The following is a 13,273-nucleotide window of genomic DNA, read 5'->3' as shown; positions in this document are numbered from 1 at the left end:
AGATTAGAGGTCCCAGATCTTTTTCAGGTCCCGCATCTCTTTTATCTTAAGCCATTCCTCGTCCGTACGTGCGAATTCAAGCACCAGGTCGTCGGATGTATCGGCGATCTCGTTCAGGCGGGGGTCTTCATGACCTTTGAGGATTCCCTTTAACTCGTGGGAGAGGTTTATTATGCCTTCGGCGGTCTTATGATAGAGTTCGCCCGAGTCTTCGAGCATCTTTTCATAGGTGATGTCTTCGATAACCGCCATCACGTATGCAACCATATGGCCTTCTTTTACAGGGATTTTTGTAATCTTCAGGGTGTGCCCGATCTCCCCCGTCATGACCTCCAGGGTTGAGAAGTTCTCCCTGCCTTCGGTAAATGTGGTCATGAAGTCGTTTGTAGACCCGAAGAGCGGAAAAATTCCTGCCTTTTCGGCAGAAGCCCTGAAGGTGGACTCGGATATATTGAAGAAGACGCAAAGCTCGGCGAACTTCCTGTTGTATAATACGATCTTCATATTGCCGTTCAATACGAACAGCGGGTTTTGAATAGATTCGAAAACATGATTTTTCAGGCGTTCGGTATCGGTCCCCACCTCGACCGTTTCCTTTTCATGAAGACGGGAAATCGCCGGTCCCGCTTCGACGGCGGTCCCGTATGGTGACGGCGATTCCTTTTCAGTCCCTCCATCCCGGTTCCTGGTCTTTAGCACCCTGTGCTTGTGTATCGCCATCTCGATATTGGAATAAAGCTCCCTCTCGCGGAAGGGCTTTATCAGGAACCCGTAAGGCTGGGTCTTGAGAGCCCGCATAAGGGTCTGTTCGTCGGAATGAGCTGTAAGGAAGACGACCGGGATGTCCATCGACCCGGATATCCTGTCGGCGGTCTCTATGCCGTCGATATCTCCTCTTATCCTGATATCCATCAGTATAAGATCGGGCTTCTTCTCGGCAGCCAGCCTGATTGCGTCCCTGCCGTTGTCTACGGTTCCTGCAACCTCGTACCCGAGAGCTTCAAGAGTGTCCTCGAGCGTCATTGCCACCATAACTTCATCTTCAACAACAAGAATCCTTTTACCGCTCATCAATAACCCCTCGCAATACATACCTTATACTGCTGGTTATAAATAAACCTGATCAAAAGGAACCGCAAATTCGCCATTTTTTTAAATATAATCATAACAACCACACCCCCATGCCTCAAAACAGCCGTCTCCGGCATACGTGATATTCGTGTCAGAGCGGATTATTTTTTGGAAAGCCTGTGCCTGGCTATTGCAGCCTCGATATTAGCGTAGAGCTCTTTTTCCCTGAACGGTTTTACCAGGAATCCGTACGGTCGGGTCTTCAGCATTCGCGACAAGGTCTCCTCATCCGAATGTGCGGTAAGAAAGATCACGGGTACGTCCATCTTTTCGTTTATTCTTTCGACAGTCTCTATACCGTCGATATCTCCCCTGAGCCTGATATCCATCAATATGAGATCGGGCTTCTCCTTTTCGGCAAGCTCGATTGCCGAACGGCTGTCGTCTGCTGTTCCGGCGACCTCATACCCGAGATTGAAGAGCGAGTCCTCGAGTGTCATCGCCACGATCCCTTCATCTTCAACAACAAGAATTCTCTTTTTATCCTCTGCCAACAGGATCACTTCCCTTGCTCGGGATGTTTGGGGAATATAAAGATAAACCTTGTCCCTTCCCCGGTGATTATCTCGGCCGTACCCCTGAGCTGTTCGACGGCAAGCCTCCGGACAAGCCGCATGCCGAGGGATTTGGATCTGTCGAGGTCGAAGTCGTCCGGTACGCCTACACCGTTGTCAGAGACCTCGAGATAATAATTTTCGTCTTCACTCCTGAACACGAGCGAGATCTCACCGGAATCCCTGCCTGTAAATGCATACTTTATCGCGTTGGATATAATCTCGTTGATAATCAGACTGCACGGTATGGCGATATTTATCGGCAGGCTGATTATCTCTATATCGGTTTTAAGTTTGATATCCTTGTATTCCGTAAAAGAGAGCGAATCGATCAGGCTCTGGGCAAGATTTATGAAATGCTCCCTCGCGTGGATATCGGAGAGGCTCTCCGACCTGTAAAGGGCCTCGTGGACCATCGCGATTGCCATTATCCTGTTCTCGCACCTGAGAAGAGAATCGCGGGCCGACGGGTCTTCGACGTTGCGTGACTGCATCTTGATTAAGCCCGAGATTATCTGGAGATTGTTCTTCACCCTGTGATGAACTTCCTGCAGGAGAACGGTCTTCTCTTCAAGGGAGCTGAGTATCTGCTCCTCGTAGCTCTTCCTCTCGTTCTGGAGCAGGATATCGTGAATTGCAAAGGAGATATCGCTTGCAAGTTCGTTGAATAGTCCCAGTTCCTCCTGGTCTTCAGAGAGCCCTGAGGGGATCGAGATGATAATGACACCGAATACCACGCCGAATACGTTCTCCCCGTAATCGAGACGGCGGCATAACAGTTCGCCCTCGTCGGCCGGATCGCCTTCAGGGTACATGAGTCTTGAGAGCGACACGATCTCAGTGGTCCTGAGGGTCTCGACAAGGATCTTGGGAGGATTCCCTGATTTCGTCTTCCGGATAATCTCGGCCACATCCTCCCGGTCGCCGGAGCCTGCGGAGTCCAGGTACGACCCGTACCGGTCGGTAAGGATGACCCAGGCATCCAGGTATCCCCTCGTTTCCACGAGAAGTTTCGATGCGCCGTTTATCAGATTATTGATGTCGGTCTCCCTCACGATCAGTTCGTTTACGTTTCTTACGGCTTTGAGTACCCTGTTTAAGTGGCTGATCTTCTCTTCCGCGTTCTTTCTTTCCGTAATATCGAGGTGCGTTCCGGTGATTCGCACGGCTTTGCCTGAAGAATCACGTTCGAAGACCTCGCCGCGTGCTGCGATCCACCGCCATTCCCCGTCCTTCGTCCTCAGGCGGTACTCCGTCTCATAGTATGGAGTCTTTCCTTCGAGATGGGCCCTGAGTTTACGCTTCTTTTCATCCTTGTCGTCGGGGTGTATGATCGCGTCGAAAGACATCCTGCCTTCTTCATAGTCCTCAGGCGAATACCCGAGCATGGTGAATAAGGCATCACTGTAGAATAATTTGTCGTCCCTGAGATTCCAGTCGTAGATCCCGAGTTTGGTGCTTTTGAGTGCCAGGTCGAGCATCTCGGAGCTTTCATACAGTTTCCTTTCGGCTTCTTTTCTCTGGGTGATGTCCATGACCATCCCGATAAAAGAGAACTTTCCACTGTGGAGCATCATGCTCCCGTAGATCTCTACGTCATTGAGAGTGCCATCTTTCTTAATACCGCGGGCATCGATATGAAAATCGGGGATATTCCCACCGGTTCCTCCGTTTCCATCTATTGCCGAAGATTTGAAACTTTGAACGGTATCGATAAGCAGCTGCCTGTAATCCGGGTGTACCAGTTCGACGAGATTTAGGTCCCCGAGCATCTCTTCACGGGTATATCCGAAGATCTCGGCAAGCTTCGGGTTGACGTACTTGAAGGTGAAATTCTGGATATGGTAAACACCGACAAGGGATCTTTCGATCGGAATCCTGAAGATCTCGTCTGTCTCCGCCCGCCCGATTGCAGACGAGATGATATCGCCTGCAATCATTATGGCCTCCGTTTCGATGTCGGACCAGATCCTTTTCACGCTCTCAACAAGGCACATTACCCCCCTGAACGAGCCGTCAACTGTCAGGATGACAGCAATCAGGGTCTTTATGTTCAGTGTTTCGAAGATCTTTCTGTCCTCACCGGAGACGGATTCGATATCGAGATACACGACCTTATCCATTTCAGGAGGACATGTTGTCATGCCGCGCCATTCCTGGAATACGCTGAGCCGGATTAGAGATTCAACGTTGGGAACAAACGCATTGTCGTCATTGACCCACTTATACACGTTCTCCGGTGAATACGAATCCTTGAGGGTCCATTTTACCTCGAACAGGCATACCGAAGCCACATCGGCGGCCTTTCCGAGTCTTTCAAGACTCTCGCTGATGTTGTCAGCCCCTGCATCGGCCCTGAGGAAGTTTTCGGCAATAATACTGACCGCATCAAGAATTGCATCCCTTGACCTTATCTCGTCTTCATGCTTCTTTCTCAGGGTCACGTCGCGGTCTATTACAAAAAATACCTCGGAATCACCCCACTTGCCGACCACTGCCTTCATCTCGACGGGGATCTTCTCGCCGTTGCTCTTCACCAGGTTGAAGGGCATTGTAATAGATTTATCCGAGATACGTGACCTGATCTCCCTGTCGAACACTTCGAATGACGGACTGCTATGTATCGCCGCTACGTTCATTTCTTCAAGCTGGCGTGTGGTATAGCCGAGTTTCCCGGAGACTGTGGAATTCGTATGGATTATTCCGCCCTCATTGTCATAGATGAATATGAAGTCGTCAAGGGATTCGAACAGTGATTCTAGGTTGCTCTTGGCGATTATTATCTCCTTTTCCGCGTTTATCCTCTTAAGGGCGCTTCCGAAGATATGTGCGATCGAGTTGAGGGAATTTTTCGACGACTCTGAGAACTTCTTTCCCTTATCGGTTACGGCAAAAATGCATCCTATCGGTTTGTTCGTCATATATACGGGGACTATCAGGACACTTCTTTGGAGATGTGGTTCTTCTTCTGCCGGAACGATCCCGAGGGCGGCGGAATCGATCTCAACGGTATCTCCGCCTGCGATAAGCTCCCCTATTCTATCCCCCAAATCTATCGTCGAAAAAGATTTTTCAAACGGTTCGGGGAGATTATGTGATGATACCAGCCTGTAAGCATTTTTTTCATCATTCAGGAGGTATATTCCAACCCAGCATGTATCCGAGATGTTTCTTGCCGCATATGAGGTGAAAGAAGACGATGCACCGATATTGGAGCCTCTTAATAAGGCATTGCTGAGCGAACTTACAATCTGGCTGTTCTCCACATTCCTCTTGCTTTCAGTGATATCAGTTACAATAAAAAGAATATATCTCTCAAAGAGCCTCTCGGCGAATACCAGCAGTTCGAGCTTCTCCCCGTCCGCCGATTCGTATTCTATCTCAAATGTCGAGGATTTACCTGCGTTTTCAATGCGGGCCCCGAAGAAATCCGGGTTGACGCTCCTGGCCCGTTCAAAGAAGATACTTGGATCGTATACGAAGGCGTGGTTCTTCTCGACAAGGCTCCTCTCTTCGGAATCGTAGATGCATATGCCACGGGTCGTATTCTCCAGGAGCCCATAGTACTTCTTCTCGTTATAACGCACCTCAAGAATTATCCGCGAGATGATTATGCTCATGCTTATGAATACATAGAACTGGACCATCGAGGGAACGAGCTCGTAAAAATCCGGGCCTGCCGATAATGCCGAAAAGATCAGGTATATGAATCCGATGAACACGTTAATGATCAGACTTTTTTCAGGAACCAGGAGAGAGATCAATACGATCAAAAAGAAAATTACCTGGGATATTACGATAAAGGACTCGCCTGAGAGCATGAATATGACTACTTCCGACATGAAGAAGCTGATTAAAGCGATTATTGAAAGCCAGAAAAGCTGTTTCTGTCTCAGGAGGATAGCAAAGTCCACGATAGACAGTTACAAATTATGAAGTTTATAGTTTTCTGAAAAGGTCCATGAAACGAAGTTTTCATGTACTGTTTCATGCAAATCACAACGTGATTTTCATGTTAAATTGCAGGGATATTGAAAAATAATGCCTGTTGAAGCCATCTCCGCTTTACCGGACGGGGGGATTTAGGATTCGAACGGGACTTCAATTATCCATTCCGTCCCTTTGCCGGGGTCAAGCGAGATGCTGCCTTCAAGCTGCGAAGTGATTATGTTTCTTACAAGGCTGAGGCCGAGTGATTTGGCATCCTCTAAAACGAAGTCACCGGGAATTCCGACTCCCTCGTCCTTAAGTCTCAGCTCTATTGAATCGCCCCTGTTTACAAGACTGATCGAGATGATGCCTTCTTCACCGCCGGGATAGGCATATTTTATTGCATTTATCAGAAGTTCGTTGATTACAAGACTGATCGGGGTTGCGAGCGCCAGGCTGAGCTCCACATCGTCACCGTCGATCTCGAGTGCCAGGCGGTGTCCGGGGTCGTAATTTTCCAGGATCTCCTCCCCGATCTTTTTGAAATGCTCCTTTGCAGGTATGCTCGATATCGAATCGGACCTGTAAAGCCCCTCGTGAACGGCTGCTATCGAGAAGATCCTCGTCCTCGCCATCAGGAGACCTTCCCTGACCCTCGCATGATCGATATTTCTTATCTGCATCATGAGGAGCGAGTTGATCAGTGCAAGGTTGTTCTTTACCCTGTGATGGACCTCTTCAAGGAGAAGGATCTTTTCGTGCAGGGATTTCTCAAGCTCCTCTTTCGTGCGGTTCTCATCCTCGATGTCGATTAAAATGTTGAGTGTCGCAGGTTTCCCGTTCCACGTTATGAGGGATACGGTGAGGTCGTGCAGCCTCAGTTCCCCATCCCTGGAATAGCACGAGATCCTGTAGTTCGAGGGAAGATCTTTCTCTCCTGAAATCCTCCCCTTATGATAATTTTTCACTCTTTCGAGATCCTCCGGGCATACAAGGTCGCCAAAAGAAGTTTTATCCAGGTGTTCCGGGGTGATCCCGAGGAAATCGAAGAAACACCTGTTTGCATAGACGATTCTTTCGTCCTGTGCAATTACGATCTTTACCTTGATGCTCTCGACAAGCCGCCTGTATCTCTCCTCGCTTTCCAACAGCGCCTTCTCGGCAATCTTATTGTCGGTTATGTCGTAGGCAAGGCCGGCCGTTCCGGTGATCCTGCCGTTTTTATCCCTGAACGGCTGGACATAGATGTATAATTCCCTGCCCCTGAAGCTCGATTCAAGGACAAACGACTCGCCATGAAGGGCGGCGGAGTACGAATCGACAGTTTCGTCGACCGGTGCGTTCAGGTTGTCGGCAACTTCACGGAGTATCTCGGCAAATGAGAATCCGCGTATGGACTCCGGTGTAAAGCCGATATTTTTCAGCGAGTTGCCGACGGCGTAACTGATCTTCAGGTCGGAGTCGGTTGTCCATACAATTACAGGCATCTGGCTGACAAGAATGGAGGAGAGTTCTTCGCTTCGCAGGAGAGATTCCTCGGCGAGAATCCTGTCGGTAATATCGAATACGATCCCGCCGACCTGTTTTCCCTCGTTCTCCGATTCGATGGGAAATTTAAGAATATTGTAGATCCGCTCCTCTCCTCCATCGAGCGCGATTCTTTCGACCCTGTTGTGGAAACCGCTCTCCAGGGCCTTCCTGTCGGATTCAATGATATCGGAAGGATCGAGGTTGTAGAGGATATCTTTCTCGTTCTTTCCGATCCAGTCCTCCGCATACAACCCGTCCCCGAGCGAGTTGTTGGAGTTTACGTAAGTTATGACACCGCACGGGGATTTGATGAACGCATGCCCGGGAAGAGCGTTCATGAATGTCTCGAACCGTTCGTTTAACTCCCTGAGATTGTCCTCGATATTCTTTCGTTTCGTCTCGTCCCTTGCACAGCCGACGACGCCGACGAGGTTTCCTTCATCGTCGTAGAAGGGCGCCCTGTAGACATCGAGATGCTTCTGCTCCCCGTAGATGTAATACCGGGATTCCGTGTTGAGGCTTATTCCGGATTCCAGGACTTTTGAATCGGCTTCGAAGGCTCCTTCGTCGATATTGAGCCAGCATTCGTCACCGGAATGCAAAGCACGCTCTCTTTCTGCAAAATATTCGATACCTTTTCCCAGGGGTTCGTCGGTATCTTCCGTTTTAATGAAGTCTTCGGCGAACGTCCTGTTGACAAAAGTATACCTGCGGTCCTTGCCCTTCACCCAGATCGCATCGGGGACATTGTCACAGACGAGTCTCATCATCTTATAGAGACTCCTGTATTCCTCCTCCCGTTTCATCAGGGCGTCGTTCATTCTCTTCTGGTTTAAGGCTGAACCGAGAATGCTCGCCGCCGTAACGAGCGCCTCCATCTCCACGTCCATCCCGGACCCTTCGCTGTCGCCCATCCCGATGGAGAGAAAGCCCCACCAGAAGGTCCCGCAGAAGATTGGTATATTTATCACCGGGACGGGGACGTTAAACGGAAAAATTACCTCTTCCGGGCCTTCGTCGCAGCCGGGGTACATTATTATGTCTCCCCTGAAGAGGGATTCTTTGAAGCCGGAGTAGGATTCGTCATAGACGATGTCGCTGCAGGGGGAGTTCTCCGGTTCGCTCCTGCTTCCCGCGAACCATTTATAGTTGCATGTCGCTCCTTTTACCTCGTCGGCATTTCCCAGGTTCTGGTACAGGCAGATGTAACGCGACTCGACGGCCCTGCCGATAAGCTCGATCGTCTTTCTAAGGCTTTCCTCGAACGGTTCTTTCGAAAGGAACAGAGTCGCCGCACTGTTTACGGCCTTCAGTATGCTGTCCTTCTTCAGGAGCTCTCTTTCGTACTTGAATGTGCGGTATTTATTGACGGCGAGCTCGATGCTGCTCTGGATCTCGATGAGATCGAAGGGCTTCTTGATAAAACCGTAAGACCACGGCTCGACAATCCTTTCGGTATCCGCAGTATTTCCAAATGCGCTTACAAAAATTACCGGAACTTCAAGGAACGAGTTGATCTCCCTTGCGGCGTCTATTCCATCCGACTTGCTCCCGCCGAGAGAGACATCCATGATGATTACGTCCGGTACAGTCTCGCATGCGGCCTTTACGGCCTCCTCGTTATTTCGGGCGGTTCCGCAGATCTCGTAGTTCAGGGTCTTAAGGATTCTCCTGTAACTCCTGAGCATCCCTTCCTCGTCGTCGACTACAAGAACCCTGATTGTCATACCGAAAACCCTTGATGTGAATTATTTACCTATGTAAAATGGTCGCACCGACAGCATAATATTTACAGATCGGGCATGGACCGGGAATGCCCCCGCCGGTCCTGCTGCCTATTTGACTATAAGCGCTGAGACGGGGCTGTGAACCGAGACATACGCGGAGACACTTCCGAGCAGAATCCTGCTCCCCAGTCCTTTTCCCGTAGAGCCCATGACGATCAGGTCGGCGCTGGTCTCTGCTGCGAGATCGATTATCTCGTGCCTGGGATCTCCGCCTTTTACATGGAGGGTGTAGATCATGTCTCTCCCCCTGCATACCCGGTCGATCATATTCACGGTCTCATCCCTGTTCTTTTCAAGGAACTTCCTGCTGATGTCGTGCGGGGATTCGACTCCGTCATAGGAGGACTCGGAATCGATTGCACTGAATTTTTTGATATTCATTATATGGACTATATGCAGTTCGGAGTCCTCGGCCATACAGTCTTCGATTGCCGCAATAAGGGCCTTTTCCGACTGGAGCGAACCGTCGCACGCAACAAGTATTTTCCTAAGCATAATCACTCCTGATCTCTTTTCCTTCTTGTTCTTTACTCTTTTTAAAATAACGAAGAAGATCTTCAGAAACGGAAATAAAAAAAATTGAAAAATTCAGGCAGGATAAGGATCGGAAAGGAAAACCCGTTCGAAGATTGCTGGTTCGCAAAAGATTATATTATCTTAAAATCCCTGTAAGAATATCGACAGATTTCACCAGGGAGTTTTTGTATATGTGGGTACTCGTACGCAAACCTGACGGAACTGAAAAGGAGTTGGATCTACCCGAAGACAGCTATATCGAGATCGGGGATATTCTTGAAGACGGATCGGTCGTCCTGGAGATCAGGTACACCGATGAAGACGATGATCTGACGGAAATGGGTTATTTTTCCGATGAAAGAGACGAAGATTTCCTCTGATAAGATGTGAAAGGCTTCTCTTTTGCAGGAGGAAGTCTCCGGCTTTAATAAACGGCAGCTGTAGAGCAGTATAAATCAGGCCGTGACAAACATTATCGGCAGGAGTAAATGCCGATGGAAGGTTCAGTTATCATTGACGTGGAAGGACTATCACACAGCTACGGCGATCTCAGGGCAGTGGATAATATAAGCTTCAGTGTGAAGTCGGGCGAAATTTTCTCCTTTCTCGGACCCAACGGGGCGGGAAAGAGTACTGCAATAAACGTCCTCATAACTCTTCTTCCCCTGCAGAAAGGAAAGGTCGCAATTGCAGGCCACGACCTCGGCAGCGAACCCAAGGCGGTAAGGAACTCGATAGGCATCGTATTCCAGGAGATCACCCTCGACCGGGATATGACCGTAAACGAGACTCTTGAATTCCATGGAAATCTCTATTCGATGGAAAAGAAGGAGATAGATTCTAGAATCGAAGAGCTCCTCACCCTCGTCGAACTCCATGACAAAAAGGATGTTCTGACAAAGAATCTCTCCGGCGGAATGAAAAGGCGTCTTGAGATCGCAAGAGGGCTCATGACACGCCCGGCGGTTTTATTTCTGGACGAGCCGACGATCGGCCTCGATCCCCAGACCCGGAGAAAGACATGGGAGTATCTCAGGGCGGTCAACGAGGAAGGAACCACGATCTTCCTTACTACTCATTACATGGACGAAGCGGACCTGCTCTCGGACAGGATATCGATAATCGACCACGGCAGGATCATCGCATCGGGAACCCCGGAAGAACTGAAAAACAGCCTCGGCGAGGACATAATCTGCCTTGAAACTCCGGAACGCAAACGTGCGGAGGAAGCGATCCGGGTCAATGGCGATATTAAGTCGATATCCGAGAATGAAGACGGGCTCGTGATAATGACGGAGAAAGACGGTGCACATATTCTGCCTGAACTGATCGCCGGGCTCAACACTGACGGGATCAAAATAACGGCGGTGAACCTGAAAAAACCGTCGATGGACGACGTATTCATGCACTATACCGGGAGTGCACTGAGGGAGTGAGGTGAAAGGGATGAAATTCGGATTTCTGAATATCTACAAAAGGGACATGACAAGGTTCTTCAGGTTCAAGCACCAGCTCTTCTCGTCCCTTCTCCAGCCTGCGTTATGGCTCGGGTTCTTCGGGATGGCGATGGCGGGCAACTTCGACCGGATTCTCGGGGGTACCGGGGAAGCCGTTTCCGGCACTATGAGCGTCGATTACCTGACGTTCATGTGTGCGGGAGTTATTGCCGCGACGATCCTGTTTACGAATATATTCGGCGGGTTCATTCTTTTATTCGATAAAAACTGGGGAATTTTCAGGGAGATCCTGGCGAGCCCGATGTCGAGGAAGGATATAATCATAGGGATCGCGATGTCCGGGATTACGAAATCATGGATACAGGCGATTATAGTCATAGTATTCGGCCTGATCCTCGGGGTGGCCTTCTTCACCGGCAAAGGCCCCTTCGGGATAATATTCTCGCTTGCAGGAATACTGCTGTTCATAGCATTGTTCTCGATTGCGTTCATATCCCTGTCGGCGATTATTGCACTGAAGATGGACTCGCCCGAAGGTTTCCAGGGGATCTCGACTCTCCTTACGATGCCGCTCTTCTTCGTCTCTAATGCTCTGTATCCGGCGACCGGACTTCCCGTGGTGCTCCAGCAGATAGCGGAGGTCAACCCGCTGACGCATCTTACGGCCGGGATCAGGTACTTCGCAATAGGCGGCGATTTCACTGCAATCGGGATGCATTTTGTCTATACTACAACGGACATGCTGGTTTCACTGGGATACCTGGCGCTTTTTGCAGGAGTCATATTCGCAATCGCCTGGAGAGTTGTCGATAAGGTAGTAATCACGTAGGCTCAGGCAGGCTCACGCAGGCACTCCCGGAACAGGGGGGATATGAAAAAGAAGTAAAAAGATCCAATTATAATAGTGACAGCCATGAAGAAAGTGATAATACTCAATGCAAGCCCGCGTGCAAACGGAAATACGGATATTCTCTGCCGGACATGTGCCGAAGCGATAGAGAAGAACGGGTGCGAGGCGGAGATAATATCTTTTCGGGGAAAGTCATTTAAGTCGTGTATCGCCTGCAATACGTGCAAGGAGAAGAAGGGCGAGTGTGCCATAAAGGACGACGGCCTCAACGAGATAATCGATAAGATAAAGGATGCGAAAGGCCTGATCGTGGCATCCCCGGTCTACTTTGGAACCGCAAGGGGAGATATGATGTCGGCCATACAGAGGATTTCAATGGTTTCATACGGCGGCGACAGGTTCCTCTCGGGAATGGTCGGAGGGCCTATAGCAGTGGCGAGACGCGGAGGCCATACTGCAACAATACAGGAGCTCCTCATGTTCTACTTCATCAACGATATGATAGTCGCAGGCTCGGACTACTGGAATATGGCGTTCGGGAAGGCTCCGGGTGAGGTTGAAGAGGATTCCGAGGGTCTTGCGGTCATCAGCAAGTTCGGTGCGAACGTGGCAAATATCATCAATAAGATGAACTGAAAACAGCCGAATACCAATATAAACCCGCGGGCAGTTTATGGAAGAGATACTTATAAGAAAGGCACTCCCCAAGGAAATCCCCCTTTTCATCGAATGGGCAGGAAAAGAAGGATGGAATCCTGGAATTCACGACAGCGAATGCCACTATGCCGTCGACCCGGACGGATGGTTCGTTGCAGTATCGGAAGATGCGATTATCGGGACCATCGCCCTGACAAATTACGACGACTACTTTTCGTTCGGCGGATTTTTTATCATAAAGGAGGAATTCCGGCATATAGGAGCAGGATGGGAGCTCTGGAGCACTGCATCATCTCACGTGGGCGACAGGAACCTCGGGATCGACGGGGTCTACGAGATGCAGGACAATTACTCCAGGCACTCGGGATTCAGGTTCGCATACAGGAACATCCGTTGGGAAGGAACCGCCTGTGGAAGCCCGCAGGACGACCTGATCGACATTAATAACATTCCATTCAAAGAAACGGCAGATTACGATTCGCTCCACTTCCCTGCACGAAGAGAAAGCTTCCTTAAAAAATGGCTGAATATGCCGGAATCGACCGCACTTGCATATACAGGCCCGGACGGTGGGATCGCAGGCTATGGTGTTGTCAGAAAATGCCTGGAAGGGCACAAGATAGGGCCCCTGTTTGCAGATTCGCCGGAGATAGCAGACAGGATTCTTGAAGGCCTGACGTTTTCCGTCAGGGGAGAGACCTTCTATTTTGATACACCGGAAATAAACCAGGAAGCCGTTAAAATAGCGAAACAAAGAGATATGAGCGAAGTATTCGGGACTGCAAGAATGTATACCGGAGATATCCCGGAGCTTCCGGTCGAAAGAATATTCGGCGTCACTACATTTGAACTTGGCTGAGC

10 protein-coding genes are annotated in these 13,273 nt (G+C 49.7%); 5 read left to right on the top strand and 5 right to left on the bottom strand.

Annotated elements, in window-relative coordinates:
- Positions 1 to 3: 3 nt before the first annotated feature.
- The 5 genes from MPET_RS14770 to MPET_RS00910 all read right to left on the bottom strand — a co-directional run bounded on the left by MPET_RS14770 (position 4) and on the right by MPET_RS00910 (position 9,427).
- Complete coding sequence (locus tag MPET_RS14770) at positions 4 to 1,071, bottom strand: ATP-binding response regulator (protein WP_013328140.1); 1,068 nt, start codon at positions 1,069 to 1,071, stop codon at positions 4 to 6.
- 161 nt (positions 1,072 to 1,232) lie between these two features.
- A complete protein-coding gene (locus tag MPET_RS00930) occupies positions 1,233 to 1,634 on the bottom strand; it encodes a response regulator (RefSeq protein WP_013328139.1) in 402 nt (133 codons plus the stop codon).
- The gene (locus tag MPET_RS00925; RefSeq protein ID WP_013328138.1) at positions 1,631 to 5,599 is read right to left on the bottom strand and encodes a PAS domain S-box protein; all 3,969 of its coding nucleotides are present in this window, start codon (positions 5,597 to 5,599) and stop codon (positions 1,631 to 1,633) included. Before MPET_RS00925 ends, MPET_RS00930 begins: the two co-directional genes overlap by 4 nt.
- Before the next feature lie 168 nt (positions 5,600 to 5,767).
- Entirely contained in the window at positions 5,768 to 8,872 is a 3,105-nt protein-coding gene (locus MPET_RS00915; RefSeq protein ID WP_013328137.1) for a PAS domain S-box protein, read from the bottom strand.
- A 108-nt stretch (positions 8,873 to 8,980) separates the two neighbouring features.
- Positions 8,981 to 9,427 (bottom strand): universal stress protein, encoded by a 447-nt coding sequence (locus tag MPET_RS00910; RefSeq protein ID WP_013328136.1) that lies wholly within the window; start codon positions 9,425 to 9,427, stop codon positions 8,981 to 8,983.
- Between the two features lie 212 nt (positions 9,428 to 9,639).
- Here MPET_RS00910 and MPET_RS00905 point away from each other — a divergent pair, with 212 nt between their 5' ends.
- From MPET_RS00905 to MPET_RS00885, 5 genes are all read left to right on the top strand, one after another.
- The gene (locus MPET_RS00905) at positions 9,640 to 9,828 is read left to right on the top strand and encodes a hypothetical protein (protein ID WP_013328135.1); all 189 of its coding nucleotides are present in this window, start codon (positions 9,640 to 9,642) and stop codon (positions 9,826 to 9,828) included.
- Between the two features lie 114 nt (positions 9,829 to 9,942).
- On the top strand, positions 9,943 to 10,884 hold the full coding sequence (locus MPET_RS00900) for an ATP-binding cassette domain-containing protein (RefSeq protein WP_013328134.1): 942 nt from the start codon (positions 9,943 to 9,945) through the stop codon (positions 10,882 to 10,884).
- 10 nt (positions 10,885 to 10,894) lie between these two features.
- Positions 10,895 to 11,734, top strand: coding sequence for an ABC transporter permease (locus MPET_RS00895; protein WP_013328133.1), 840 nt, complete (start codon positions 10,895 to 10,897; stop codon positions 11,732 to 11,734).
- Between the two features lie 84 nt (positions 11,735 to 11,818).
- On the top strand, positions 11,819 to 12,391 hold the full coding sequence (locus tag MPET_RS00890) for a flavodoxin family protein (protein WP_013328132.1): 573 nt from the start codon (positions 11,819 to 11,821) through the stop codon (positions 12,389 to 12,391).
- 37 nt (positions 12,392 to 12,428) lie between these two features.
- Positions 12,429 to 13,271 carry a GNAT family N-acetyltransferase gene (locus MPET_RS00885; RefSeq protein WP_013328131.1) on the top strand — a complete coding sequence of 281 codons (843 nt, stop codon included), beginning with the start codon at positions 12,429 to 12,431 and terminating at the stop codon, positions 13,269 to 13,271.
- The last annotated feature ends 2 nt before the right edge of the window (positions 13,272 to 13,273 follow it).

Source organism: Methanolacinia petrolearia DSM 11571 (assembly GCF_000147875.1).
Taxonomy (GTDB): Archaea; Halobacteriota; Methanomicrobia; order Methanomicrobiales; family Methanomicrobiaceae; genus Methanolacinia; species Methanolacinia petrolearia.
Note: the sequence above shows the minus strand (reverse complement) of the source record. Positions and strands in the feature narration are given on the sequence as shown.